Here is a 25,287-nt window from a genome sequence, read left to right as displayed (position 1 = left end):
AAAAATGAAAAAGAAACCAATAAAACAGATTTTGGCGTTTGTGCTGGCAGCTGCGATACTGTTTGGTGCAGTGCCGGCAAGCGCAGCAGATGCGTCTGAAAAGGATGCGCAGAGGCGGACGGGAAAAGCGCATGTTTCTTATCGCACGCATGTGCAGACATACGGCTGGCAGGAAAATGTGACGGATGGAAAGACAAGCGGGACGATCGGGCAGTCGAAACGCCTGGAAGCCATCGAAATCCAGCTTGACAAGCCGGAGGGTATTTCCGGAGGAGTGGAGTACCGCACACACATCCAGGGCTTCGGATGGGAAGGAGAATGGAAGAAAGACGGTTCTTCAAGCGGCACATCCAATCAGTCGAAGCGTCTGGAGGCGATCCAGATCCGGCTGACAGGGGAAATGAGCGGACAGTACGATATATATTATCGTGTCCACGCTCAGACATACGGTTGGCTTGACTGGGCGAAGAACGGAGAAAAAGCAGGAACATCCGGACAGTCGAAGCGTCTGGAGGCGATTCAGATCGTTCTGACAGAAAAAGGAGCGGAGGCTCCAGGAAGCACAAATGAACCATACAAAGCTATGAAAATCCAGTATGCGACCCATATTCAGGATCATGGCTGGCAGAATTATGTAAGCGACGGTGCGGTAAGCGGGACGATAGGGGAATCCCGGCGCCTGGAAGGGATCCGTATCCAGTTGAATCAGTCAGAGATCAGCGGAAGTGTGGAATACCGCACACATATACAGACATACGGCTGGGAAGATGGATGGAAACGAAATGGCGAGATGAGTGGGACACAAGGAGAGCACAAACGCCTGGAGGCTATCGAGATACGACTGACCGGGGAGGCGGCAGAACAATACGATATCTATTACCGTGTCCATGCTCAGACATACGGCTGGCTTGGATGGGCAAAAAACGGAGAGAGTGCAGGGACATCCAGACTTTCGAGACGTTTGGAAGCCATAGAGATCCAGCTTGTGAAAAAGGGAGAGGCGGCGCCAGGATCCACAGACAATGCCTACATTTCATCCGAATGGAATACGACGCTCACACAGCAGGGAGAGACAACGCTTGTAAGCATCAAGCCGGGTGGAGCGGAAGAAATCATACAGAATAATGCAGATACGACAGTCAAGGTAACCGCGGCCATCAAATATAAAAGCAAAGTCATTCGCCAACAGCAAAAGGAAATGCGGTTTTCCGATATACCGGCAGAAGGGTTCGATATGGACTTTGGGACATACGGAAAGTTTTATGTGACAATTGAGTACAAGATTGCAGGAACCACGGTAGAGACACAGCAGCAAGTATTCGGTGTGACTGCAAGCGAATACAATCTGGCCCCGCTTTCCGCAACATTCCCGGTACTTTATTTTTCACTTTCGCTTTGGGACATCAATGTTTCCCAGGAAACAGGCAAACAGATCCCGACGATAGTGATGCTCTCGAGGGCGTCCGCATATGACTGGGATCAGCTCCCGGAAGGAGTATACGGAGTACCATACCTTTCTGATGAAGATCTTCGTACGAAATCAGATCACATTGCATATGCACAGTACATAAAAGATCTGTATGAGGTAAGTCCGGATTCCAAGTTCCATCTGTTTATTAATGATATTGACTGCAGTTTCATCCACTGGGGGATCTACGCGAATCGTATACCACAAAATCAGTATACGATTACGATGCTCTCAGATGGTTCCGCCACATTCAGTATCATGAATGAAACATACGGCGTGGAAAATCCGGAAGCGAAGCACCAGGAACTGATCAAACTTTGGAATGACGCTAAAGAGGAAGCATATAGGACAGGAACATTTGGAGAGGACTGGGGATGGCATGCACATTGGGAGTGCATGTATGCTGTTTTATCATGTGAACCTGGTACACAATGGTGGGTTTCCAGGGATAATCTCTTTACAAGCGGAGATGACAATGCGTTTGCAGAAAAGATCAAGAGCGATGTTACAGTAAAAAATATAAATACAATGCTGCAGGATCTGACGGCAAAAGGAGAAGAGACGGTAAATGAATTCAAGGCTCTTTACAATTTCAACGATGAGTATTTTGCAGATGCCGAAGAGCAGAATAAAAAGGTTATGCTTCTTCTTGGAACATATGTCTATAATGAAAAATCCTTTGAGGATTATGCGCGTATGACAAAAATGTATTACGGGGAAGACTACCTGTACTACTACAAAGGACATCCGAATACACCTACAGGCCTGTATCCGGAGAAACAGGAGGAATTGGACAGACTTGGAATAACAGATGTAGATTCCTCTGTGGCAGCGGAACTGATATTGTTTTTCAATCCGGAGATCCGGATGTCTGGGTATGGATCCAGCACCTTCAATTCCGCGTCTGAAGAAATGGCGTGCGGACTTTTTGAAATGCGCAAGTCGGATGCTCTGAGTCCGGAAAGCAGTGTGGATTATTCAGGGATTGACTGGTTTGCATCCTATATCGACAAAGCGACGGCAAGCAGTGCGATCGCTTCACTCGCGCAAAATGACAGATGTTATCTGATGGAATTTTCAGACGCCATCATCGCGGAAAAAGGATATGACATTGCTGTTTATGACGCTGAAAACAACACGATATCCTATTATAGAGGAAATGAAGAAAGCGGCTATGAGCTTGTTTCATAGCAGAAAAAGAGACCGGGATTTGCGTCCCGGTTTCTGTTTCCGACAGTACAGAAGATGGATGCAGATGAAAAAGAGAGGATAACAAAATGAAGATTGCTGTGATAGGATACAGTGGATGTGGAAAGTCGACACTGACCGAATATATCGGGAAGAAGAGACAACTGCCGATATTGTTTCTTGACAAAGTCCACTGGCTTCCAGGATGGAAGGAGAGGCCGGCAGAAGAAGAAAGGAAGATCGTATCAGATTTTCTGGATCAGCATGACAGCTGGGTCATTGACGGAAATTATAGCAAGATATGCTGGGACAGAAGAATGAAAGAGGCTGACAGGATCGTGTTTCTTGCTTTTGGAAGGGGAACCTGTCTGCTGCGGGCACTGAAAAGATATGTAACCTGGCGAGGAAAGACGAGAAAGTCCATGACGAAAGGGTGCCCGGAAAAGATAGATATAGAATTTGTAAAATGGATTCTGTGGGATGGCAGAGTCCGTAGGCGACGCCGGATATTTGAAACCGTTAAAAGAAAATATCCGGATAAAATGGTCTGTATCAAGTGTCAGAGACAGATGAAACAATTTTTGATAAAAGATTAGAAAGTATGAGAAGTGAGATGAATAAAGCGAAAGAATATTTTTTGTATTTTATATTTTACTCCGTCATTGGATGGTGTTATGAAGTGTTTTTGGAAGTGGTCGTATACAGGTGGGGATTTTCCAATCGGGGTGTCCTTTTTGGACCTTATTGTGTCATCTACGGATTCGGGGCACTGCTTTTGATTTTTGCACTGGACGGTCTGAAGAAAAAGAAAATCCGACTTGCAGGGATCAATGTGACTCCGGTACTTGTATTTGTCGGTATCGTTGTGATCACAACGGCAGTCGAGCTGGCAGCCAGCTATATCATGGAATTTACAAGAGGAGAATGGCTGTGGGACTACACACGGTTTGCGTTTAATTTTGAAGGAAGGATCGCTTTAAATCCAAGCATCCGTTTTGGGATTGGGGGCATGGTTTTTCTGTATTTGCTGCAGCCATTGTTTGAAAAGGCAGTACGTGCCATGGGAGCAAAAGTGCGAAATATATGTTTCTACACGTTGGCGGTCTTGCTTGCAGCAGACGCAATCTATGTGTTTTTGATTCGGTAAAGGGAGGAAGAACATGTACGAGACATGTATATTTGATTTGTACGGGACACTGATCGATATTCACACAGAGGAAGAAAAGGAAGAAATATGGGAGTGCCTTTCTTTGTTTTTGGGGTATCAAGGGGCGGTATATACATCCAAAGAGCTGCATGACCTGTATTGCAAAATAGTCAAAGAGCTGCAGATGCCAGGGAAATCTCTCAGACAAGACAGCCATGAGGCATTTCCGGAAATTCAGATCGAAGAAGTCTTCGCACGATGCTACCAGGAAAAAGGTATTGTCCCTGGCAGTGATCTGGTTATTCATACAGCACAGTTTTTCCGTGCCATGTCAACAGAGTATATCCGGCTTTACGAAGGAACAAAAGAAATGCTGCAAAGCCTTAGAAAAGAAGGAAAAAAGCTATATCTTTTGTCAAATGCGCAGAAGATTTTTGCCGAGCCGGAGATGAAGGCGCTGGGTATTTATGACTGTTTTGACGGGATATTAATTTCTTCAGAAGCAGGAATAAAAAAACCGGAAGCTGGATTTTTTCAGATGCTTTTGGACAGATATTCCATTTCGAAAGATACGGCTGTCATGATCGGGAATGACGGGATCTGTGATATTGCAGGGGCGAAGAAAGCCGGTTTTGACACAGTGTATATCCACTCCAACCTTTCTCCGGAAGAAGATAATCCAAAAGCGGATATGACTTTAAAAATGGTAGATATGAAAGCTCTGGAAAATTATCTTTTGGATAGAAAAGTATAGGAGCGCATATCATCTTACAAAAAAACCATACCTCAGATACAAAGCAAAACTACTTGTTTCTGGGGTATGGTTTTTTCTGATCTGTAATACCGACCAGATAGTCGATACTTACGTGATATAATTCCGAAAGACGGATTAAAAAATCGATAGGGATCTGCCTGACACCTTTTTCATATCTGCGGTAAACTTCCCTATGACATCCCAGGTAGCGTGCAATATCCGCCTGGGTCTTATCATTGTCAATTCGTAAATGTTCCAATCGTTGAAATTGCATAAAGTCACCTCTTTATTATGCTATCAAATAATTGCATTTCAATTCTTGAATTGCTACCATATAGCGGTATATTAAATGGAGCAATGTGGTAAATAATGGAAAACTAAGAAAAATGAAAAATAAAATCAGAAAATTTCACTGAAATTATGTTCCGAAATGGAACGAAAATCAGATTTTTATCGGGAAATTGTAAGATTGGATTGGAAATAAAGGGTAATCTACGATATAATTAAAATAGAAAAGCAATTATTAACAAAATTGAGAAGGGAGGAAGCTATGAAAAAAGTAAAATTTCTGAAAAAAGTTGCTGCGGCTCTTTTGGGGATAATGCTGGTAAGTACATCGGTTCCTGTCTATGCGGCAGACACAGCGGAAAATACGGCAGCAAATGAAACCCAGACCGGTAACGTAATCTCGGAGACACCGGAAGTACCGGAGGAGACACCGGAAGAGACGCCGGAAGTACCGGAGGAGACGCCGGAAGAGACACCGGAAGTACCGGAGGAGACGCCGGAAGTACCGGAAGAGAGTCCGGAAACGCCGGAGACACCAGAAGAAACGCCAGAAGTGCCTGAGGAGACAGAGACACATGTGGAGTATCAGGTACATGTACAAACATATGGATGGCAGGATTGGGTACAAGACGGTGTAACAAGCGGAACAACAGAACAGTCCAAACGTTTAGAAGCAATCCGTATCAAGCTGAATGACACTGGAATATCAGGAGATGTGGAATACCGTACTCATGTACAGACGTATGGATGGCAAAATTGGGTAAAAAACGGAGCAATCAGCGGGACGATGCAAGAGAGCAAACGTCTGGAGGCTATTGAAATCCGTTTGACAGGCGACCTGGAACAGCAATATGATATTTATTACCGTGCGCACGTGCAGAATTTCGGCTGGCTTGACTGGGCCAAGAACGGACAGACAGCAGGGTCAGAACAGTATTCTTACCGAATGGAAGCGTTGGAAATCTGTCTGGTAGAGAAAAATCAGGAAGCACCTGGAGAGACTACAGAACCGTGCAAATATCCGCCGCTGCTATACAGAACCCACGTTCAGGGAATTGGCTGGCAGCCTGTTGTAAAAGATGGGGATACAAGCGGAACGCTCGGGCAAAGCAGAAGGCTGGAGGCATTTTCTCTTTCTCTGAATCATCAGAAATATGAAGGATCTGTCGAGTACCGATCTCATGTCCAGGGAATCGGCTGGCAGTCCTGGGTACAGAATGGTGCGACAAGCGGAACAGTCGGAGAAAATAAACGTCTGGAAGCTATAGAGATCCGTTTGACGGGTGCGATGGCAGAGTATTACGATATTTATTATCGCGCCCATGTCCAGCAGTTCGGCTGGCTTGGCTGGGCAAAAAACGGGGAACCTGCGGGAACTCAGGAATATTCATATCGGATGGAAGCATTGGAAATCCGTCTTGTGGAAAAAGGCGGGGCAGCACCGGGGACAGGCGGGGAGGCATGTAAGTATCCTCCGACACTCTATCGTGCTCATGTTCAGAAATATGGCTGGCTTGGTTGGTCTGCTGATGGATCCGCAAGCGGAACGTTCGGAGAGAGCAAGAGAATGGAAGCTCTTGAAATCCGGCTTAACAGACAGAAGTATGCAGGGGATATCGAGTACCGATCTCATGTCCAGGGAATCGGCTGGCAGTCCTGGGTAAAAAATGGAGCCACGAGCGGCACTACAGGAGAGAATAAGCGCCTGGAAGCTATCGAGATTCGTCTGACAGGAGAAATGGCAAAGTATTACGATATTTATTACCGCGCCCATGTCCAGCAGTTCGGCTGGCTTGGCTGGGCAAAAAACGGGGAGTCAGCTGGGACGTCTCAGTATGGATATCGCATGGAAGCTTTTGAGATCCGTTTGCTTCCAAAAGGTTCCCAGGCACCAGGTTCCACATCAAATGCATTCCGTAAAGGGAAAGCGGGATGGTACTACGAGAATGGATACAAATTTTATTATGTGAACAATGTGAAACAGACTGATATCAGAAATGTGATCGGAGCCCAGTCTTCCTATGTCATCAAGATCAACAAAGCGCAAAGTTGTGTGACAGTTTACGCAAACGACGGCAGCAATGGCTATATCATTCCGGTTGTGGCATTTGCTTGCTCCCCTGGATCCGGTACACCGACCGGCACTTTCAGTACATCAGACAAATATCGGTGGCATACACTCTATGGAGCAAAAGGACAGTGGTGTACAAGGATTACAGGACATATCCTGTTCCACTCACTTCCGTATACAGATTTCAACAATCGGACTATGATGCCAAATCAGTACAACAAGCTTGGAACATGGGCGTCCAGCGGCTGTATCCGCCTGAGGGCAGGAGACGCAAAATGGATTTACGATTACTGCAAATCCGGAACAAAGGTCATTATCTATAATGAATCCAGCCCAGGTCCGCTTGGGAAACCAGTCTATGCAAAGATTCCGGCAAATCAGAATTGGGATCCAACAGATCCAACGATCTGATCCATGCAAACGGCAGCATCTGTTTTAGGAGGAAAAAAAGAATGGATAAGAAAACAATGTATAAATTAACTTACGGTTTATTTGTAGTGACAGCAAAGGAAGGAGAAAAGGACAACGGCTGCATAACAAACACAGCAGGGCAGGTCACTTCCACACCAAACAGAATTTCCCTCACAGTACATAAAGAGAATTACACACACGGGATGATCATGAGGACAGGTGTATTCAATGTGTCTGTGATATCAGAGAAGGCATCTTTCGGCCTGTTCCGGCATTTTGGGTTCCAGAGTGGAAAAACAGTAGATAAGTTTGCTGATTTTCAGGCGGCCAAGAGGACAGAAAACGGACTTTTTGCTGTCACAGAAGGGACGAATGCATGGCTTTCAGCAAAGGTTGTACAGACTGTGGATCTAGGAACTCACACGATGTTTATCGCAGATGTGACGGACGCAGAGGTGCTTTCCGATGAGCCGTCAGCCACATACGCCTACTATCAGTCCAATATCAAAAATGCTCCAATGCCGGAGAAAAAAGCGGGGTGGAGATGTAAGATTTGTGGATATATTTATGAAGGAGAAGTGCTTCCGGATGACTTTATCTGTCCAATATGCAAACATGGAGCGGCAGATTTTGAGAAAATCTGATATTAGAATACTGATGCGGGGGATGACGTAAGCGCACCCCCGCGTTTTGTGTCTTGAACAGCGATTGTAGGGGGGAGACTGTACAAATGCAGGAAAAAAACAGTTGGAATCGAGGAACAAAAAGGGTATAATAGTCCTCGCCAAGAAATGATATGAAAAGTATGATGTCAGTATAACACAGGGACAGAGGACGGGCAACAGAGAAAGCAGAGAAGAGTTCTGTTTTTCCAAAACAGGACACCGATTAGGCATCCTGTTTTTTGGAAAGCAGATCTTCCAGGGAAGCAAAGCGGTATCCCATTTCCTCCCATTTTGTCAGAAGTTCATCTAAAATCTGGGCGTTCGTGCTGGAAGTATTGTGGAGAAGCACGATAGCCCCCGGGTGAATCCGTCCGAGGAGCTTTTCAAATGCTTCCTCTTTTGAAGGTTGTTGATCCTGATACCAGTCTACGTAGGCAAGACTCCAGAAAAAGGTATAGTAGCCAAGACTGTCAGCCATTTTCAGATTTTGCAGGCTGTACTTCCCCTGAGGCGGTCGGTAGTAATGGGGCATCTCTTGCCCCGTCGTCTCTTTAAAAAGGTTTTCGACGCTTTTTAATTCTTTCAGGAAATCTTCCTTTGAGGAAATGGAAGACATATTTGGATGATGATATGTATGGTTGGCTACAATATGACCTTCGTCGACCATGCGTTTTACCATATCGGGAGCGCTTTCCAGGTAGGTCCCCACAATAAAGAAAGCAGCCGGTGCTTCGTGTTTTTTCAAAGCATCCAGAATAGCTTTTGTGTTTCCATTTTCAAATCCGCAGTCGAAAGTAAGATAAATGACTTTTTCATCTGTATCGTCAAGAAAAGATGCATGATAGTTCCAGAGTTCGTCTGAAGAAGCATTCCCCACAGGAGGAGAGCCCTCTTCCTGGAACCCAAGTCCCCAGTTTTCTGAAGCGGAAGAGGCAGTTTCCCTGGCGTTCATCTGCTCCGTGAGTTTTCCTGCTCCGATGCCGACGAAGTAAGAGACAACGAGAAACAGAGCGGTCAGGAAAAGTTTCCGATAACATCGGATATGTTTCATATACGTTTACCTGCAAATTGTCTTGTTGATTGATAGTATGCGGAAAACTGTAAAAATAGTAGACGAAAGGATTAAAACGATGATGTATTATATGGCACCTCTTGAGGGAGTGACCGATTTCGTGTATCGAGGTTTGTTTGACCGGTATTTTGGACCGGCTGACAAATATTTTATTCCGTTCCTGACACCTGCAGAAGGAGGAAAGCTTTCCAGAAGACAAAAAGCGGATGTCCTCTGGGAGAACAATGAAGGGCTTGCCTCGGTGCCTCAGATTCTGACCAATTCCCCGGAGGAGTTTGCTGCCCTTGCTGTCAGGCTTCACAAATGGGGGTACAGGGAAGTGAACCTGAATCTTGGATGTCCGTCCAGGACAGTCGTATCAAAAGGGAAGGGGGCTGGATTACTCAGGGAAAGAGAATACCTTAGGGAATTTCTGGATCGTATTTTCGACAAGGCCGATGTGGAAATTTCTATAAAAACAAGAATAGGGGCAGAAGATCCGGAGGAGTTTGATATGCTCTTAGAACTCTACAATCAGTACCCAGTCAAAGAACTCATCGTTCATCCTCGTACACTGACAGAATATTATAAAGGCGCCCCACACCTTGATGCATATATAAAGGCCATGAAAAAATCCAGGCATCCACTCTGTTACAACGGCGACCTTTTTACTGCAGAGGATGTGCAGCGTCTTCGGAAGAAATGTCCAGGTGTGGAGCGATTGATGTTTGGGAGAGGACTCATTGGAAATCCCTCTCTTTTGTCGGAAATAAAGGGCGAAAGAAAAGCAGGGCCCTCCGTCTATCTGGAATTTCAAAATGCCCTTGTGGAAGCATATCGGGAAAAACTCGGGAAGGAAAAATATGTACTTGCGAAGATGAAAGAACTGTGGACATACCGCGGGATGACAGGGCTTCTTGGGCGCACCGGGATAGAGCGGATACAAAGGACCAGAAGTCTGAAAGAATATATGGAAGAGATAAAAAGAAGCGAAGGAGAGGAAGTAAATGCGTGAGATGAGATTGAAAAAGCGGGAAATTACGGATCAGGCCACACTTCGGGAGATCGTTGAAAAGAGCGCGGTCGTACGGATAGGCGTCGCGGATGAAGACGGAATCTTTGTTATCCCGTTGAACTTCGGATATGACTGGACGATCAAAAAAACAGGAGAACCGGAGTGGAAAATCTATATTCATTCCGCTCAGAAAGGAAGAAAGGCAGACGCTTTCCGAAAACATCCCGTCGTTGCCATTGAGATGGATATCGAACGAGGTGTTATTACTGGAGAGTATTCCTGTGCATATTCCTGTTCCTATCAGAGTATTATGGGAAGTGGCAAGATACGTCTTTTGACAGAAAAGGAAGAAAAGCTGCATGGTCTTGAGAAGATCATGGAACATATGGCCCCTGACGCTGATATCCGATTCGAGACAAATATGATCGAAGCAGCGGATGTGTACTGTATTGATGTGACTTCTTTTACAGGAAAAGAGAGATAAAAAAGACAACGTATGAAGGAGAAATCTGCCGCATATATTGCTAGAAAAGCAAGGTGTGCGGCGTTTTTATGGGAACAAGGCAAAACAAAAAAAACAACGGAAAAGAGCCGCGTGGAGATATCGTACGAAAAAAGATTGCTGAGGCGGCAGATGTTCCTAAAGATGTTGTGCTTGGGATGCCGCTGGTTTCCTTGACGGGAAAAGCGGAACTATGTATAGAGAATTACAGAGGGATTTTGGAATATACAGAAGAATTGATCCGGATTCGGACAAAGGAAGGTGTTCTTAGGGTCACAGGACGACGAATGCGGATTGAGTACTATCTTGATGATGAGATGCAGATCACAGGGAATATAGCAAAAGTGGAATTTGAGAACAAGGAGGATGGACATTGCTGACTCGGATATTGCGATACGTAAAAGGTTATGTCAGAATCCGGATCAGGGGAAATTCTCCAGAACGGTTTCTGAATCTGTGTCGGTATCATCATATTCCGGTATGGGGTCTGGAACCAAAGGGGCATGCGTATGAGATGTATGTTACCATCCACGGAGTAAAACATCTTGGCCCCATTTTGCGGAAGACCAACACGAGAATGCGGATCCTGAAAAAATACGGCCTTCCTTTCTTTCTCTTTCAGCATAGAAAACGAAAAGTATTTTTTGCCGGGTGTCTGGGATGTCTGGCTCTTATTTATGTGCTGTCGTTGTTTGTGTGGGATATACAGATAGAAGGAAATTATAAAAAGACCGACGAGACGCTCCTTGCTTTCCTGAGAAAAGAGAAGATTGCCTGCGGAATGAGACGCTCGGAAGTGGATTGCCCAGAGATCGCAAAGATGATCCGGAAAGAGTTCGAAGATGTGATATGGGTCTCCGCTTCTTTGGAAGGGTGCCGCATCCGCATTGCTATAAAAGAAAACAGCGATTCCGGGGAAGAGGCTGAACAAGGGGCGGAAGAAAAGAAGACAGGAGAAAACAGTGAAGAAGGGACAGATCTTATCGCGGAAAAAGACGGTGTCGTGCGAAAGATCGTAGTTCGAAATGGTATTCCGCAGGTCCATGAAGGAGATCAGGTAAAAAAAGGAGATCTTCTTGTATCAGGGAAAGTGGAGATAAAAAATGACAGCCAGGAAATCACAGGATGGCAATACCAGCATTCCGACGCGGACATCTGGATGGAAACAGAACAGGAGTATGAGGATATTCTGAACCTTAGTTACAAGGAAAAGCGTTATGAAAAACGGGAAAAGCATCAGATTTATTGGAAAACAGGGAAAAAGGAATATGCTCTTGGGAGCGAGATGAAAGCTGGAAAACAGATGGAGATTCATTCCTCAGAAGTAAGGATCGGTCTGTCGAAAAGTTTTCAGTTTCCCATTTCCGTAGGCATCCGGACGATGCGGACGTACAAAAATATTGGGAAAACCTACACCCAGGAAGAGTTTCAGAAAATCCTCAGTGAAAGATTTGCACTATTCCAGAGGGATTTAAGAAAAAAAGGGGTTCAAATTTTGGAGAATAATGTTAAAATATACAAGGACAAAGACAACGCATATGCAAGGGGAACATTAACTCTGCTTGAAAAATGCGGAAAGGAAAGAAAGACAGAACATGGGAACGTTAGAGAGAATGATTGAAATTCCGGCTGAGCACGAAGGAAATGTATTTGGACAGCTGGACGTCCATGCCAAGAAGATAGAACGGATTCTTCACGTGACTTTTATCGCAAGAAATGGAAGCGTGAAGATCATGGGAGAAGAACATCGGACAAAACAGGCGGAAGAAATTCTTGAAAAGCTTCTGGAGCTTTCCAGAAGAGGAAATGTCATAACAGAACAAAATGTGGATTATCTGCTGGCACTGTCTATGGAAAATGAAAAAGGGGATGTCCTGGAAATCGACAAAGACGTGCTTGCCTATACGATCCAGGGGAAACCTGTAAAGCCAAAGACGTTTGGACAGAAATCTTACGTGGATGCCATCCGCAACGATATGGTTGTATTCGGACTTGGCCCTGCCGGAACAGGAAAGACTTATCTTGCCATGGCCATGGCTATTACAGCATTTAAAAACAATGAAGTGGGCAGGATCATCCTGACAAGACCGGCTATTGAAGCAGGGGAAAAGCTTGGATTCCTTCCGGGCGATCTGCAAAGTAAGATCGATCCGTATCTGAGACCGCTTTATGATGCACTGTATCAGATCATGGGTGCAGAAAGCTTCCAGAAAAATTCAGAAAAAGGTCTGATTGAGGTGGCGCCGCTGGCTTACATGAGAGGACGGACACTGGACAACGCTTTTATCATTCTGGATGAAGCACAAAATACGACGCCGGCTCAGATGAAGATGTTTCTAACGAGAATCGGATTCGGGTCAAAAGTCGTTATTACCGGGGATGAGACACAAAAGGACCTTCCTTCAGGTCAGATGTCAGGTCTTGATGTGGCGGTAAAAGTAGTCAAAAATTTGGATGGTATCAGCATCTGCCGTTTGACCAGCAAAGACGTAGTGCGTCATCCGCTCGTACAGAAGATCGTCAAAGCGTATGAGGCATACGAAAAAATGGAAGACAAGGGGAAGAAGAGAAAGAATAAAAGCAGGAGAATCAGAGGACAAAAGGAGTAAAGATGAGTTTATATTTTGAAGAAGAGTCAGATATCAGACTTTCTATCGACTGTGAAAAGACGGCCAGGGAAGTGATAGATGCAGCCCTTGATTATGAGAACTTTCCATATGAAGCGGAAGTGGAAATTCTTCTGACGGACAATGAAGCGATCCAGGAACTGAACAGAGAGTACCGAGATATAGACAGGCCGACAGACGTCCTGTCTTTCCCAATGATCTCCTACGACAAAGCAGGGGATTTTTCAATCCTGGAGTCGGAAGAAGATTGCTTCAACCCTGAGACCGGGGAAGCGGTACTTGGAAATATTGTGATTTCCAAAGAAAAAGTTCTGGCTCAGGCACAGGAATACGGGCATTCGGTTTTGCGAGAGTACGCGTTTTTGATCGCTCACAGTATGCTGCATCTGATGGGATATGACCATATGGAGGAAGAAGAGAGGCTTGTGATGGAGGCGAAACAAAAAGAGATCCTGGAAAAGCTTGGGATATCCAGATGATGTGTTGGCGCTGACACAAAGTGTATAAAATCAGACAAAAGAAAAAGAAATAGCGGGGTGTTTTATGGGTAAAAAGAAAAATGGAAATGAGTTCCTTGTGCAAGGCAGCATTCTTGCGGCGGCGGGGATGATTTCCAGAATTATTGGTATGATATACCGTATTCCCCTTTTGAATATAATGGGGATCACAGGACAGGGATTTTATGAAGTTGCATATCAGATTTACAATATTGCGCTGATCCTGACGTCCTACAGTCTGCCGCTTGCCGTGTCAAAACTGGTCTCTGCAAGATTGTCCAAAGGGCAGGAAAAGAATGCATACCGAATCTTAAAGACAGCTCTTTTGTTTGCGGCTGTTGTGGGAGGCGGAGTAAGCTTTCTGATTTTCTTTGGGGCGGACTTTATCGCCGGAGACATTATGAAAATGGGAATGAGTGCCTATGGCCTTCGGGTTTTAGCACCAGGTCTCTTTATCGTGGCTGTGATGGGTGTCCTCAGAGGGTATTTCCAGGGACGAGGCTCTATGGTGCCTACAGCGGTTTCCCAGATACTGGAACAGATTATCCATGCCATTGTAAGTATTGTCGGCGCGGCAGTGCTTCTGAAGTATGGGCAGAATATTGCAGAAAAACAGGGGAACAAGCTTTACGGTCCGGCATACTCGGCGGCAGGAGCAACACTGGGCGTTATCGTCGGTGGGTTGACAGCTCTTATGTTCCTGATCCTGATTTTCTATGCATATAAAAATGTATTGAGAAAAAAAATGTACCGGGACAAACATGCGGAGAAAGAATCTTTCCGTTTCCTTTTTCGTATCCTGATCCTTACGATCGCACCGGTCATTTTAAGTTCAACTGTTTATAATATACAAAATGTTATAGACAGTGCCATGTTTACAAGTATCATGTCTGCACAGGGATTTTCCGAAAAGTATGCGGCCGATCTTCTTGGAAGCCTTGGACAGTATTATACGCTGTTTAACGTTCCTCTTTTCATGGCAAATGCGCTGGGGTCTTCAGTCGTGCCGCCGCTTGTGCGTGCGTACGAGAACAAAGACAGTGGCCAGGTACATCAGAAAATCGAACTTGCAATGCGAATGACGATGCTGATCGCGGTGCCGAGTGCGGTGGCATTCATCGTCATCCCAAAAGAGATGCTGGATCTCATATGGGGATCTATCGACAATACAGTTGCGGCCAACCTGTTCCGGATCGGTGCAGTCTCCATTGTGTTCTACTCGATATCTACGCTGACCAATGCGGTGCTTCAAGGGATAAACAAGATGATGGCTCCGGTCAAGAATGCGACGGTCTCCCTTATCATCCATGTAGTATGCCTTTTTATTATGCTGGTAGTTTTCCACTGGAGCATTTATGCCGTGGTGGCAAGCAAGGTTGTATTTGGCATTACGATGTGTATTCTGAATGCACACGACCTTCGGGAAGCGGTCGGGTATATACAGGAAAAGAAAAAGACGTTTATCCTTCCTACGATCGCAGCCGTGATTATGGGAGTTGTCGTTTTTGTAGTGCAATTCATGCTGGCACTTGTCATCCATGATAAAGTGGCAACTGTCATTGCCATCGTTGTAGGTGTTGTCGTATATGGAGTAGGACTGCTTGCAATTGGCGGACTGACGGAGCAGGAAATCCGCTCAATGCCAAAAGGAATTCAGATTGCAGGTCTATTGAAAAAAGTACATTTACTGAAATAGGAGAGAGAGGATGAAAAGACTGCTTTTGATTCACGATCTCTGTTCTGCCGGCAAAGCAGGGATGATGAACATGATCCCGATACTGAATGGAATGGGCGTGGAAGTCTGTCCGATTCCCACGATGCTTCTTTCCACCCATACGGGTGGTTACGGGAAGCCGGCTGTACTTGCGGTTCCGGGGACATACGTGGAGGATTGCCTTCGGCATTACGAGAGAGAAGGGATCCGTTTTGATGCCGTGTTCATCGGATACCTGGGCAGTGCCGCAATGGCGGAGAAAGTTTTTGAACTTCTGGAAAAGATGCAGGGTATTCCTGTTATCTTTGATCCCATTATGGGGGATCATGGAAAGTATTATTCCAATTTTGATGATTCCTACTGTAGTGCGCTAAGACGCCTTGCATCTTGTGCGGACGTTCTTTTGCCAAATATGACCGAGGCGTCATTTCTGTCTGGTAAACCGTACAGAGATGAGGCGGACGATAACGAGGTGCTTGATATGGCAAAGCATCTGACAACACTTGGGGCAGGAACTGTCGTTATCACAAGTGCAGTTTCCGGAAAAGAAAAGATCCGGACTGCCATCTGGGAAAAAGGTATATTTGAGATCCAGGAAAGGGAAAAGGTCCCATATATGTCTCACGGGACAGGGGATCTGTTTGACGGAGTCTTTGCAGGTGTCTATATAAATGGAGCCAAATGCGGAGAATGCGTAAAGAAAGCATCGGATTTTGTTGCGGACTGCCTTCAGATGAAAGCAGAAGAAGGGACGCCGGAAAGGGACGGTCTTCCTTTTGAGACGCTTTTGCGTCGGCTTGTATAAATTCTGTCATTTTGCCGATACTGTATAAAAAAGGAGAGGACTTCTTATGAAAAGATACGGTATCTGGTATTGTGTGATTTTTGCCTGCTGTCTTGGACTTCTGGGGGCTGCTTATCAGATCAGCTTCCATTACGCGGAAGAGAAAGCCAGGCAGGAAGCCAAAATTGAGGAGGCAAAGATTCAGGAAGCACAGAAAGAAGCAGGATATGAAGTTTCCGCCAAAGGAAGCAAAGGCGAGGACGAAGTGTTTTATTTGATGGATCTCAATGGGTTTGTGGCTGTATATAAATCCGATAAGACGACGATCTATGAATACACAAATATCGTTACAGCGGATCTGCCAGAAGATGTGCGCCAAGAAATAGAGAAGGGAAAGGAAATCCGCACTGTCAAAAAACTGTACGGATTTCTGGAGAATTACTCCAGTTAAGTAAGAAAGTAAAAAGAGAAAGGTACAAAGGATATGAAAGAAGAACGGATTCGAAGAATCAACGAATTATATCATAAGTCAAAAGCTGAAGGCCTCACAGAAGAGGAAAAGATAGAGCAGAAGATTTTGCGTCAGGAATATATCGATGCATTCCGGGAAAATCTGAGAGGGCAGCTTAACAATATTTCCATCAAAGAAAAAGATGGCTCGATAACCAACCTGGGCGAAAAGTATGGAAAGAAAAAAACACATTAGGGAAGCGATCATCAGGAAAAGAGATGCCATGCCGGAGGAAGAAAGGCATGAAAAGAGCCTTCGGATTGCAGAGAAAATAAAGGATCTCCCAGTCTACCAAAAGGCACATGTTCTTCTCATTTACAGAAATTTCCGCTCGGAGGTAGAAACAGAAGTAATTTTTGACGATGCGTGGAAACGAAATAAAACAGTCTGTGCCCCGAGAGTGGAAGGGAATGAGATCCGTTTCTGTCAGGTAAGAAGCCGGGAAGATTTTGAGAGCGGAGTGTGGGGGATCCAGGAGCCGAAAATGTCGTGCCCGGTTTTTCGGGAGGCGGAAAAAGGTGTGGATATCTTTGCCATTCTTCCCGGGACGGTTTTTGATAAAAAGGGCAGAAGGATCGGCTACGGAGGGGGATATTATGACCGCTACCTGGAAGGAAGAGAGAATATCCGCACAGCGGCGCTGGGGTTTGATATCCAGGTATTGGACAAGATTCCTTCTGGTCCGTTTGACGTTTGCCCGGAGATGATCGTAACAGAGAGTCATATTTACATGCAGAGGAGGGAAGAACATGTATAGTCTGCCAAAAGATCCGGTCATGATGCTGAGCGCAGTCAATATGAAACTGAGAGACTATTATCCGAACCTGGATGCCATGTGTGAGGATATGGGCGTGGAAAAAGCAAAGATCTGTTCTGCGCTTGGAGCTATCGATTATGAATACGATTCGGAAAGAAATCAGTTTGTGTAAGCAGAAAGCAGTTTATCTACTTTCTGCTTGCTTTTTATATATGCCCGTGCTATACTGTAGACATTTCTAAAAAGGCTGCATCAGACAGCCATTCTATTTTGTCTGAAACGATTCTGTTTCAGCAATCCCAATTTATTTTATTGAGACAAAGCAGGACGAGCAGAGGAGGTGGTTCCCTTGGTGGTTTTATTTTTGTACCTATTTACTGAATAAAGGATGATTATGGAGGAATTTTATGAGAAAAAATAGAATATGGAAGGCGATTATCGCCATGGCGCTTGTGGGAACCGCCTGTTTTGGCGCTCTTAGCGGACTGTCTGCGTATTTTACAGATTCTGATGAGAAGATCAACACGGTAACAGTTGGAAATGTAAAGACAGACTTGGAAGAACCGGGATGGGAGGATGTGCCGGAAGACGACAAGCAGGATATTACTCCGAACGAAATGATCCAGAAAGATCCGGAAATCACGAACACGGGGAAAAATGATGCTTTTGTCTTCGCTGAAGTACAGATTCCGGTTAAAAATATAGTCTGTGTGGGAGAGGATGGACAGAAGCTTCCTGCCGCTGAGACGGAACTTTTTTCCTATGAAATCCAGGAAGGATGGACCAAGATCAAGGAGGAGGATGTTGGAGAAAACGACGAGGAGAAATTCCGGAAATATGTCTATGCGTACGGAAGCGAAACAGAGTGCATGATGCTCAAACCGGGCGAGACGACACCGCCGCTTTTTACTGACATCACACTTGTCAATGCAGTGGAAGGACAGATCGATGACGCTACATTGGAAATCCCGGTAAAGAGCTATGCGATCCAGGCGGAAAACGCAGGAGATTCCAAATTGCCGGAAGATATTTACGATATGTATATGAAGCAAAACCAGGAAGGATAAAAGAAGGGAGCGGCTATGAGAAGATGGACCAGGAAACTCTGTATACTGGCTGTTCTGGGAGGTTTTCTCTTTGGAGGCATCAAATTGTACCAGGGTCTTGCCGGGGTGGCGGATGCATATCTATCCAACTTGGATGAAAAGGTCAATGTAGTCCGTGCCGGAAGCAATAAAAGCCATATCGAGGAAGAGTTTACCCCGCCGGATGAAGTAAAGCCGGATACGGAATATGAAAAAGTTGTGACAGTCAAAAATGATACGGATACCGACTGCTATGTCAGAGTCATCGCGGAAACCTGGGACAGTGCAGTACATGTAACTATGGACGTGAATACTAAGGACTGGTCTGAAAAAGGAGAGGATGGGTATTATTATTATCAACACATCCTTGGACCAGGGGAAGAGACAGAACCGATCATTCGTGCGGTGCGTACACACGACGAGGCAGTTCCGTTTGAAGTGATCGTGTACGAGGAGACGGTCCAGGCAGCAGGGTACGACTCTCCCATAGAAGCGTTTGCATCCATAAAGGGAAAGTAAGGAGGAATCAATTTGAAGAAATGGAAAACACTCTTTATTACTGTCTGTATGGCGTTCCTTCTGGGATTTGGAGGCATCGTCTCCCATGCAGCAACCCATGTCCCTGCTCTCGAAGCAGCAAAGCAGGAAGGAAGTGATATTACAGTCAAAAATTATGGGGATCCGGAAAACTCTGACTATTCTTTCCGGCTGAAGAGGACAGAACAGACGACATGTACATGGACAGATGCAAGTGGAGTTAATGGGAAAAAGCCGTATCATCAGAAAGGAGCCTCCATCGAACGGTGGGGACAGATGGTCACGAGCGACGCGCAGAAAGGGAAAATTTCCTGTTATCTTACAAATATGGGAAATTACAAAGGAAAAAGCACGAATCTGAAGATCACATTTACAGACTGGCCAGATTATCGAACCGAATCAGGGGAAAGATACTACCCGGTAGTAGGCGTAGTTCTGTCACTTACGACAGATCTCTATGGGCTGACTTTCAGCGACATTTGGTATGAAGCAAAACTGGAAATATTTGACGATCAGGGGAATCCTTTGAAAGTGGATATGACCTATCGGGCGGAAGATCTGGATTACGGACAGATACTTGGGATCAGCAAAAACGACTCGTTAAGCGGGATGAATATACCGGAAGACAGCAGAGTTTATTACAAGGAAGAGGACGGATTCCATTATTTCTATGCAGATAACATAGATTCGCAGGAGTATGAAAAGGACAGTGTACAAATCCAGTACGAAGATACATCAGTCTTTACGCTTAGAGTAGGAGGAGGTGTGGCGCTTCCTGGAACATGCACATATGAGAAGTATGTCACTAAGCAGCTTCAGGAAGCTTATTCCAAATTTGAAATCTACATGGAAGGAGAGCGGGCTGTAGAGGAAGTAAATGAAGGCGGAGTCACGCTAGGATGGATTGCCGGTTCCGCGAAAGGATATGGGAAATTCATCACTCCAACTCCGCAGAAAAATGTGTCAAAGACAGACATTCACGGATCTGAGCCATACGAGTATCAGGTTAATTTCAAAATACCGGAGTGTCAGCCGGCGGATTATTATGAATATATCGTGATGACAGATACACTGCCTGAAGCTGTGACATGCGATACTGTGACGGTGTTTGATGCTGATAACGAAAAAGAAGTCACTTCATCTTTCGATATACAGACAGAAAAAGGCGTGCAAGATAAAGTCGAAGTAAGAGCAAAAGATACCAGTTCTGGCTGGATCTATGGGAAGACGCTGGAAGTACGCATTACTGTACATAAGCGGCCGGATTATATATTCGGAAACTCTAATGAAATAAGCAACACTGCATTTCTGAAAACGGATCTCGGAGAAAAGGAAAGCAAACCAGTCACGAACCGTTTCTATTTTCAAATTCAAACTGAAGTCAAGAATGGAACCATTACCTCATCAGATCAAAAAGCAGAAGCCGGGAGCACAAAGAAAATTCAGTATGCTCCGGAGGAAGGATTTGAACTGGAATCCATATCTGTGGACGGAAATACAATCGATCCGTCTAAATTCCCTTCGGAATATTCTTTTACAAAACTCAATGCGGACCATCAGATAAAGGTTATTTACAACAGAAATCCTGTATTGACGATCACAAAAGAAGTAAAAGGGGCCTATGAACCCTACGGCGTGCCTACCTTTCTGTTCCGGATTTCCGGAGAGGACATCGATGGCGGAAAACGAACTTTTTACCGAATGATTTCCTTTGATGACCCTTTCGGAGAGGAGGAAATCCGAAGAAAATCTGTCACTGTGAATGTTCCTGCAGGAACGTGGACCGTCTGCGAGATAGAGGTGGCACGTTATCGTTTTACAGGCATCAAAGAAGTAGAACATGGTACAGTAAAGGGAGAGGAGGCAGAACTTCAGACGCTGGATCACAATGATGCCAAAGCAACATTCTGCAATGAACTTTCCAATTACAGGAATTTGAGTCATAATGACGTGACTGTCAATCGATTTGGAAAAGAGGTGGGCGAATGAAAAAGAAGATACAAATCGTCCCTGCGGTTCTGATCATGTTGTCTGTTCTTGGCATGTCGGCATCCGCATCCGGAGAAAAAGAGACATCTGTCACATCCCGATTTCGAACAGGAGAGGTGCGGATTGCCATCCGGCAGGAAACTGTGGAAGAGGCTCGGAATCTTGTGCCAGGGAAACCAGTCAGCATGCCGACGGATATTGAAGTCCAGGGAGACAGCTGCTATGTAAGAGTGCGGCTTTTAACAGATGCCAAGGAGGAGATACCGCTTACATGTTTCGGCGGAATTCCGGACGGTTGGATCGAAAAAGGCAAGTATCTTTACTATGAAAAACCGATTTCTCATGGCGAGAGCGTCAAGGTTTACAAAACATTTGCTCTGCCACAATCATGGGATCAGGATAAGATTGACAAGGAAAATATCCAAATTCAGACCGAGGCAGATGCTGTCCAGAGCCGGAACTTTGAACCGGATTTTACATCAGATACACCGTGGGGCGACACGGAGATCCTGGAGGCAAATGAACCGGAAGAGGGGTATACATTCCGCCTTATGGATTCTGATGCCGGGCTTTGTAAAGTCATCCTGGAGGGCGATCGGATCGCGGCAAATCCAGATACATTTTTTGAAGATTTTGGAGATCTGGCCCCGGGAGATGTTTTCCAAGGAGAGATCCAAATCAAAAATAACTTTCCGGTTACAGAGACGTTGTGGATGAAAGTGGCGGCAGAACTGGAAAGTGAACTGATTCAGGAGATGCATCTGACGATTACGGAAAAGAGCGGAGAAACTGTATACGACGATAATCTGGATCCGGATTCCCTTTCCAAATTCCAATTTTTGCGAGAATATGGTCCGGGAGAGGAAGACACGCTTTCTTTCTCCTTATCAATCCCAGAGAATCTGGACAACGCATATGCGAGGAAAAACGGTTCTATGACATGGACATTCCTGGGGCAAAGTGCTATGGCAGATCCGCCGGAACAGGGAAATTCAGGAGGAGACATCATGCCGGATCAGAAAGAACCGGTAAAAACAGGAGAGAGGTCGATTTCCGGTTTGTTCTTGATTTTCGCAGCCGCCGGATGTACGATTTTTGGATGCGCTTATGGATGGATCCGGAGGAAAAGAAAGGAAAAGAGACGGCATGTTTAGGATGCTTGACCGGATGCAGGCCTTTCTTCTGGCGGCGTATCTGTTTTTTATCGGAATTCTTCCTTTGGCTGGTTTGGAACCTTTTGGAGTACTTTCAGGATCTATGACACCGACGGTGCGGGCAGGAGATCTTGTATATCTGAAAAAAGACGATATCCATCCTATTTCGACCGGCGATGTGATTGCGTTTCGGCTCTCTGGCGGAAGCTTTGTCCTTCACAGAGTACAGAGAAAAGAAAACGGCGCTTTTGTGACAAAAGGGGATGCAAACGAAACGGAAGATTTCAGTCCGGTAGCGGAAGATCAGGTATATGGGAAAATGGTGTTTGTTCTCCGAAAAGGGGCTGTTATCTACGATGCTCTGCGTAGTTACAGAACACTTCTCTATCTGGCAGGGTATTTTCTTGTGCGTGGAATTTTCAGAAAAGGACAGAAAAGGAAACGCATGTATCGCATTGGTTGATTTAATTTCAAAAAGTATCTTTTGCCTCCATTGTTTTATTATGCTGTCGGCGTATAATGGAGGCAAAGGAGAGAAAGAAAAAAATGGATAAAATCAAATTTGCAGAAAATCTTTCCAGGTTAAGGAAAGAAAAGAAAATTACACAGGAAGAACTGGCTAAATTTGTCGGGGTAACAAAAGCCACAGTTTCAAAGTGGGAAACGGGAGTTTCCCAAAGATAAAGATACCACATCAATCCCACGCTGACTTTTGCTCAATCGATACAGCCGGAGGGCTGGATAACAAGAAAAGGCGGTATGCGCCCCGTGGAGGGGTAGCGTACCGCCTTTTCTTGTGGGGGTTTCCAAAGGGGGCAACGCCCCCATTTGGCACACGACTTTGCGAAGCAAAGTGTAGTGTGTTATACGCTCTGTCGGCGTTGCCGTGAAAATGCCGTTGCCGCCGGGGAGGGCAAGGGCATTTGAAGCGGCAGGAAAACAGGGCTGTGCTTGCGTGGCGTAGAGCCGTAAGCACAGGTCTGGTTTCAACAGCAGACTGGGCGTATATGAAAGCCCCCGTCCCTCGTCCTACGCTCCGACTTGTGGACAAAGTGTCCCGAAGTTGTGGCCACACTCCCGGAAAAGTAGCAGGACAGCGGGCAACCGTCAAGGCTGAAATGAACGGGGTTACACCCGGCCTTGACCGCCGCCCCGCTGGATGGGTGGACAAGGCGGCCAATCCCTCAAAGTGCTTGGCCGCTCTCTTTCTGATTTTGGAGTGTTTAAAGATGTAAAAATTAAAATGGGCGGGAAGCCATTTTAGGGCTTTCCCGCCTTGATTGCCCATCAGCAAAGACGGGCGGGACTGTCAACGGCACCGCCGCGCCGTTCATCTTGACCGTTGACTGGCTCGGCTGGCTTTGCTATCTCTCGATAAATTGTACCGAAATATTGAATTATTCTGGTACATACAAATAGCAACCTTTCACATGGTCGTTTACAATTCCGATTGCCTGCATATACGCATATATAATCGTGCTGCCTACAAACTTAAAGCCTCGTTTTTTTAAGTCTTTACTGATTCTATCTGAAAGTGGCGTTGTTGCAGGAATGTCCGCTTCCGATTTGAAATGATTATGAATCGGTCTATTCTTAACATAAGACCAAATAAACTTATCAAAACTTCCGTATTCTTCTTGGATTTTGATAAATTGCTGTGCGTTTGTGATTGTCGACTTAATTTTTAATCTATTGCGAACAATATTGGGATTTTGCATTAACTCATCAATTTTAGTTTCGTCATAGAGAGCAATTTTTTGATAATCAAACTCGTTGAAGGCTTCCTTAAATGCAGCTCTTTTATTTAATATCGTCAGCCATGATAATCCGGCTTGCATACCTTCAAGAACCAACATTTCAAATAGTTTTCTATCATCATGAACGGGCTTTCCCCATTCCTCATCATGGTATTCTTTATAGAGTTCTGTGGTTGCCCACGAACATCTTTCTCTATCGTCTTTCTTCATGGTATCCTCCGTTTTGTAAAATTTGTTTTTGTCGCCCACTTATTTTCTCCCCCGCTGTGGGTTTGGATTTTTCAGCAAGTCCGACTTCTGTGCAATCTTTTTCAGCCACTTCTTTTCTTCTTCAGACAGCTTCTTGTAATTCAGTTTAAGCCGCTTACAGATAAACGCCAAAGCCGCTTGCTCCGGGTCGCTGTCCTCTCTGGCGGTTTCCTCGGCGGTCTGCAAGAAATCTTCCAGCGGGTTGTCCTCCGGAACGCTGAAAAAATCGTTCTTATGCGCTTCCCGCAGGTCGAGGGCTATCTTGTTTATGTCCTGCTGTATCACATAGCGGCAAAAGCTGTCATCGTCAATGTGGGCGGCGATAAGCTGTCTTAACTGCGGGTCAGTCAAGCCGGGATTGTGTTGTTTCATAATTGTTGCACTCACAGCGTCCACAATGGCGTTTGCGCTCTGCACCTGTTTTCCTGCCACGTCATTCACATAAATTTCAAGGTCAGCCATGAGCCGAGGAAAATCCGGGTGTGTCGCCAGTTCACACAAAAGGGAATTGTCCACCAGCCCGCTTTTCAATAGTTCAATCATATCATCACTCAAACGCAGGTCTGCAAGATCGGTGTTTGGGTGATTTTTGGTTTCGGACAGCCCCAGCAGATAATCGGCGGTCACGCCGTAAAACTTTGCCAGCTTGATAATGGCATAGTGGCTGATGTCCTTGAAGTCCTCCGCTTCATAGCTGCCCAGCGCAGACTTGGAGAGATGGGTCTGCTCCGCAAGTTGTTCCAATGTCAGCCCACGCTCCACACGCAGGTCTTTTAGCCGTTCCTGTATGGATAACTCCATGCTCTCCCTCCTTGTCTGCCCGATAAATTAGGATTTGAATATCAGTAAATTATAACCTCTCAACAGAGGTTACAGTGTTTTAATAAAATCCTCCAAAAGCCTTGAAAATAAAGGATTTATCGCAATGTGTTCGCCTTATCTCTTTATACGGTCACACACAAGTTTACTCTTTCCCTCATTGCTCATAAGGGCAAATGCAAGGGCAAGAAAATCTCATAACAAGAATAAACATAAGTGTGGCAATCGGAGAACTGTGATGTATGTG

General features: G+C 45.3%; 27 protein-coding genes and 1 pseudogene. 24 read left to right on the top strand and 4 right to left on the bottom strand.

All coding sequences use genetic code 11. From position 1 onward, the window contains the following. Positions 1-4: 4 nt before the first annotated feature. From FLB61_RS10975 to FLB61_RS10960, 4 genes are all read left to right on the top strand, one after another. Entirely contained in the window at positions 5-2,659 is a 2,655-nt protein-coding gene (locus FLB61_RS10975; protein ID WP_221920168.1) for a hypothetical protein, read from the top strand. Between the two features lie 86 nt (positions 2,660-2,745). Next, entirely contained in the window at positions 2,746-3,252 is a 507-nt protein-coding gene (locus tag FLB61_RS10970; protein WP_087200348.1) for a P-loop NTPase family protein, read from the top strand. A 17-nt stretch (positions 3,253-3,269) separates the two neighbouring features. Beyond that, complete coding sequence (locus tag FLB61_RS10965; RefSeq protein ID WP_158095383.1) at positions 3,270-3,803, top strand: putative ABC transporter permease; 534 nt, start codon at positions 3,270-3,272, stop codon at positions 3,801-3,803. Between the two features lie 13 nt (positions 3,804-3,816). Further along, on the top strand, positions 3,817-4,557 hold the full coding sequence (locus tag FLB61_RS10960; RefSeq protein ID WP_221920167.1) for an HAD family hydrolase: 741 nt from the start codon (positions 3,817-3,819) through the stop codon (positions 4,555-4,557). 49 nt (positions 4,558-4,606) lie between these two features. Here FLB61_RS10960 and FLB61_RS10955 read toward each other — a convergent pair whose 3' ends face one another. Then, positions 4,607-4,831, bottom strand: a complete 225-nt coding sequence (locus FLB61_RS10955) for a helix-turn-helix domain-containing protein (protein ID WP_087200355.1) — start codon at positions 4,829-4,831, stop codon at positions 4,607-4,609. Positions 4,832-5,107: 276 nt separating this feature from the next. Between FLB61_RS10955 and FLB61_RS10950 the strand changes: the two genes are divergently transcribed. Together FLB61_RS10950 and FLB61_RS10945 are read left to right on the top strand one after the other, a co-directional pair. Continuing rightward, a complete protein-coding gene (locus tag FLB61_RS10950; RefSeq protein ID WP_221920166.1) occupies positions 5,108-7,327 on the top strand; it encodes a L,D-transpeptidase family protein in 2,220 nt (739 codons plus the stop codon). Between the two features lie 41 nt (positions 7,328-7,368). Further along, a complete protein-coding gene (locus FLB61_RS10945; RefSeq protein ID WP_221920165.1) occupies positions 7,369-7,971 on the top strand; it encodes a flavin reductase in 603 nt (200 codons plus the stop codon). Between the two features lie 244 nt (positions 7,972-8,215). Here the strand turns inward: FLB61_RS10945 and FLB61_RS10940 are convergent, their stop codons facing one another. Next, entirely contained in the window at positions 8,216-9,043 is an 828-nt protein-coding gene (locus FLB61_RS10940) for a polysaccharide deacetylase family protein (RefSeq protein WP_221920163.1), read from the bottom strand. Between the two features lie 79 nt (positions 9,044-9,122). On the opposite strand from FLB61_RS10940, the gene FLB61_RS10935 reads away from it, so the two are divergent. From FLB61_RS10935 to FLB61_RS10850, 18 genes and pseudogenes are all read left to right on the top strand, one after another. Next, the gene (locus FLB61_RS10935) at positions 9,123-10,058 is read left to right on the top strand and encodes a tRNA dihydrouridine synthase (protein WP_158095384.1); all 936 of its coding nucleotides are present in this window, start codon (positions 9,123-9,125) and stop codon (positions 10,056-10,058) included. After that, the gene (locus FLB61_RS10930) at positions 10,051-10,542 is read left to right on the top strand and encodes a pyridoxamine 5'-phosphate oxidase family protein (RefSeq protein WP_087200363.1); all 492 of its coding nucleotides are present in this window, start codon (positions 10,051-10,053) and stop codon (positions 10,540-10,542) included. Before FLB61_RS10935 ends, FLB61_RS10930 begins: the two co-directional genes overlap by 8 nt. A 68-nt stretch (positions 10,543-10,610) precedes the next feature. Then, positions 10,611-10,940, top strand: coding sequence for a sporulation protein YqfC (gene yqfC, locus FLB61_RS10925; protein WP_221920162.1), 330 nt, complete (start codon positions 10,611-10,613; stop codon positions 10,938-10,940). Continuing rightward, positions 10,934-12,181 carry a sporulation protein YqfD gene (locus FLB61_RS10920; RefSeq protein WP_221920160.1) on the top strand — a complete coding sequence of 416 codons (1,248 nt, stop codon included), beginning with the start codon at positions 10,934-10,936 and terminating at the stop codon, positions 12,179-12,181. Before yqfC ends, FLB61_RS10920 begins: the two co-directional genes overlap by 7 nt. Next, positions 12,156-13,169, top strand: coding sequence for a PhoH family protein (locus FLB61_RS10915; protein WP_221920158.1), 1,014 nt, complete (start codon positions 12,156-12,158; stop codon positions 13,167-13,169). The genes FLB61_RS10920 and FLB61_RS10915 overlap by 26 nt, the downstream gene beginning before the upstream one ends. Positions 13,170-13,171: 2 nt before the next feature. Next, a complete protein-coding gene (gene ybeY / locus FLB61_RS10910) occupies positions 13,172-13,666 on the top strand; it encodes an rRNA maturation RNase YbeY (protein ID WP_087200368.1) in 495 nt (164 codons plus the stop codon). A gap of 64 nt (positions 13,667-13,730) precedes the next feature. Continuing rightward, the gene (locus tag FLB61_RS10905; protein WP_221920155.1) at positions 13,731-15,380 is read left to right on the top strand and encodes a putative polysaccharide biosynthesis protein; all 1,650 of its coding nucleotides are present in this window, start codon (positions 13,731-13,733) and stop codon (positions 15,378-15,380) included. Positions 15,381-15,390: 10 nt separating this feature from the next. Next, the gene (locus FLB61_RS10900; RefSeq protein ID WP_087212962.1) at positions 15,391-16,203 is read left to right on the top strand and encodes a PfkB family carbohydrate kinase; all 813 of its coding nucleotides are present in this window, start codon (positions 15,391-15,393) and stop codon (positions 16,201-16,203) included. A 46-nt stretch (positions 16,204-16,249) separates the two neighbouring features. Then, positions 16,250-16,633 carry a hypothetical protein gene (locus FLB61_RS10895; protein ID WP_087200373.1) on the top strand — a complete coding sequence of 128 codons (384 nt, stop codon included), beginning with the start codon at positions 16,250-16,252 and terminating at the stop codon, positions 16,631-16,633. Positions 16,634-16,666: 33 nt separating this feature from the next. Beyond that, entirely contained in the window at positions 16,667-16,888 is a 222-nt protein-coding gene (locus tag FLB61_RS10890; protein ID WP_087200375.1) for a DUF896 domain-containing protein, read from the top strand. Beyond that, a complete protein-coding gene (locus FLB61_RS10885; protein ID WP_087212965.1) occupies positions 16,866-17,450 on the top strand; it encodes a 5-formyltetrahydrofolate cyclo-ligase in 585 nt (194 codons plus the stop codon). The genes FLB61_RS10890 and FLB61_RS10885 overlap by 23 nt, the downstream gene beginning before the upstream one ends. Beyond that, the gene (locus FLB61_RS10880) at positions 17,443-17,622 is read left to right on the top strand and encodes a DUF4250 domain-containing protein (RefSeq protein ID WP_087200380.1); all 180 of its coding nucleotides are present in this window, start codon (positions 17,443-17,445) and stop codon (positions 17,620-17,622) included. The genes FLB61_RS10885 and FLB61_RS10880 overlap by 8 nt, the downstream gene beginning before the upstream one ends. 235 nt (positions 17,623-17,857) lie before the next feature. Further along, on the top strand, positions 17,858-18,517 hold the full coding sequence (locus tag FLB61_RS10875; RefSeq protein WP_087200382.1) for a SipW-dependent-type signal peptide-containing protein: 660 nt from the start codon (positions 17,858-17,860) through the stop codon (positions 18,515-18,517). Positions 18,518-18,532: 15 nt separating this feature from the next. Then, positions 18,533-19,054: a hypothetical protein gene (locus tag FLB61_RS10870; protein WP_087200384.1), complete on the top strand. Its 522-nt coding sequence runs from the start codon at positions 18,533-18,535 to the stop codon at positions 19,052-19,054. Between the two features lie 12 nt (positions 19,055-19,066). Next, complete coding sequence (locus FLB61_RS10865) at positions 19,067-21,061, top strand: isopeptide-forming domain-containing fimbrial protein (protein WP_087200386.1); 1,995 nt, start codon at positions 19,067-19,069, stop codon at positions 21,059-21,061. After that, positions 21,058-22,215, top strand: coding sequence for a hypothetical protein (locus FLB61_RS10860; protein WP_221920153.1), 1,158 nt, complete (start codon positions 21,058-21,060; stop codon positions 22,213-22,215). The genes FLB61_RS10865 and FLB61_RS10860 overlap by 4 nt, the downstream gene beginning before the upstream one ends. Next, positions 22,208-22,678: a signal peptidase I gene (locus FLB61_RS10855; RefSeq protein ID WP_221920151.1), complete on the top strand. Its 471-nt coding sequence runs from the start codon at positions 22,208-22,210 to the stop codon at positions 22,676-22,678. The genes FLB61_RS10860 and FLB61_RS10855 overlap by 8 nt, the downstream gene beginning before the upstream one ends. Before the next feature lie 83 nt (positions 22,679-22,761). Then, positions 22,762-22,881 (top strand): annotated as a pseudogene (locus FLB61_RS10850) (helix-turn-helix domain-containing protein); the annotation flags it as partial. Positions 22,882-23,612: 731 nt separating this feature from the next. Here the strand turns inward: FLB61_RS10850 and FLB61_RS10845 are convergent. Both FLB61_RS10845 and FLB61_RS10840 read right to left on the bottom strand, forming a co-directional pair. Further along, on the bottom strand, positions 23,613-24,182 hold the full coding sequence (locus tag FLB61_RS10845) for a DNA-3-methyladenine glycosylase I (protein ID WP_005934810.1): 570 nt from the start codon (positions 24,180-24,182) through the stop codon (positions 23,613-23,615). 39 nt (positions 24,183-24,221) lie between these two features. Further along, entirely contained in the window at positions 24,222-25,022 is an 801-nt protein-coding gene (locus FLB61_RS10840; RefSeq protein WP_221920148.1) for a helix-turn-helix domain-containing protein, read from the bottom strand. Between the last annotated feature and the right edge of the window lie 265 nt (positions 25,023-25,287).

Source organism: Sellimonas caecigallum (assembly GCF_019754295.1).
GTDB classification, from domain to species: Bacteria; Bacillota; Clostridia; order Lachnospirales; family Lachnospiraceae; genus Sellimonas; species Sellimonas caecigallum.
Note: the sequence above shows the minus strand (reverse complement) of the source record. Positions and strands in the feature narration are given on the sequence as shown.

Bases quoted from the DNA above. Each gene is read 5' to 3' on its own strand.
- FLB61_RS10855 (WP_221920151.1), top strand. From the start codon at position 22,208: ATGTTTAGGATGCTTGACCGGATGCAGGCCTTTCTTCTGGCGGCGTAT.
- FLB61_RS10970 (WP_087200348.1), top strand. From the start codon at position 2,746: ATGAAGATTGCTGTGATAGGATACAGTGGATGTGGAAAGTCGACACTG.
- FLB61_RS10960 (WP_221920167.1), top strand. From the start codon at position 3,817: ATGTACGAGACATGTATATTTGATTTGTACGGGACACTGATCGATATT.
- yqfC (WP_221920162.1), top strand. From the start codon at position 10,611: ATGGGAACAAGGCAAAACAAAAAAAACAACGGAAAAGAGCCGCGTGGA.
- FLB61_RS10870 (WP_087200384.1), top strand. From the start codon at position 18,533: ATGAGAAGATGGACCAGGAAACTCTGTATACTGGCTGTTCTGGGAGGT.
- FLB61_RS10975 (WP_221920168.1), top strand. From the start codon at position 5: ATGAAAAAGAAACCAATAAAACAGATTTTGGCGTTTGTGCTGGCAGCT.
- FLB61_RS10930 (WP_087200363.1), top strand. From the start codon at position 10,051: ATGCGTGAGATGAGATTGAAAAAGCGGGAAATTACGGATCAGGCCACA.
- FLB61_RS10845 (WP_005934810.1), bottom strand. From the start codon at position 24,182: ATGAAGAAAGACGATAGAGAAAGATGTTCGTGGGCAACCACAGAACTC.
- FLB61_RS10915 (WP_221920158.1), top strand. From the start codon at position 12,156: ATGGGAACGTTAGAGAGAATGATTGAAATTCCGGCTGAGCACGAAGGA.
- FLB61_RS10965 (WP_158095383.1), top strand. From the start codon at position 3,270: ATGAATAAAGCGAAAGAATATTTTTTGTATTTTATATTTTACTCCGTC.
- FLB61_RS10900 (WP_087212962.1), top strand. From the start codon at position 15,391: ATGAAAAGACTGCTTTTGATTCACGATCTCTGTTCTGCCGGCAAAGCA.
- FLB61_RS10955 (WP_087200355.1), bottom strand. From the start codon at position 4,831: ATGCAATTTCAACGATTGGAACATTTACGAATTGACAATGATAAGACC.
- ybeY (WP_087200368.1), top strand. From the start codon at position 13,172: ATGAGTTTATATTTTGAAGAAGAGTCAGATATCAGACTTTCTATCGAC.
- FLB61_RS10880 (WP_087200380.1), top strand. From the start codon at position 17,443: ATGTATAGTCTGCCAAAAGATCCGGTCATGATGCTGAGCGCAGTCAAT.
- FLB61_RS10940 (WP_221920163.1), bottom strand. From the start codon at position 9,043: ATGAAACATATCCGATGTTATCGGAAACTTTTCCTGACCGCTCTGTTT.
- FLB61_RS10890 (WP_087200375.1), top strand. From the start codon at position 16,667: ATGAAAGAAGAACGGATTCGAAGAATCAACGAATTATATCATAAGTCA.
- FLB61_RS10885 (WP_087212965.1), top strand. From the start codon at position 16,866: ATGGAAAGAAAAAAACACATTAGGGAAGCGATCATCAGGAAAAGAGAT.
- FLB61_RS10950 (WP_221920166.1), top strand. From the start codon at position 5,108: ATGAAAAAAGTAAAATTTCTGAAAAAAGTTGCTGCGGCTCTTTTGGGG.
- FLB61_RS10905 (WP_221920155.1), top strand. From the start codon at position 13,731: ATGGGTAAAAAGAAAAATGGAAATGAGTTCCTTGTGCAAGGCAGCATT.
- FLB61_RS10895 (WP_087200373.1), top strand. From the start codon at position 16,250: ATGAAAAGATACGGTATCTGGTATTGTGTGATTTTTGCCTGCTGTCTT.
- FLB61_RS10875 (WP_087200382.1), top strand. From the start codon at position 17,858: ATGAGAAAAAATAGAATATGGAAGGCGATTATCGCCATGGCGCTTGTG.
- FLB61_RS10860 (WP_221920153.1), top strand. From the start codon at position 21,058: ATGAAAAAGAAGATACAAATCGTCCCTGCGGTTCTGATCATGTTGTCT.
- FLB61_RS10935 (WP_158095384.1), top strand. From the start codon at position 9,123: ATGATGTATTATATGGCACCTCTTGAGGGAGTGACCGATTTCGTGTAT.
- FLB61_RS10840 (WP_221920148.1), bottom strand. From the start codon at position 25,022: ATGGAGTTATCCATACAGGAACGGCTAAAAGACCTGCGTGTGGAGCGT.
- FLB61_RS10945 (WP_221920165.1), top strand. From the start codon at position 7,369: ATGGATAAGAAAACAATGTATAAATTAACTTACGGTTTATTTGTAGTG.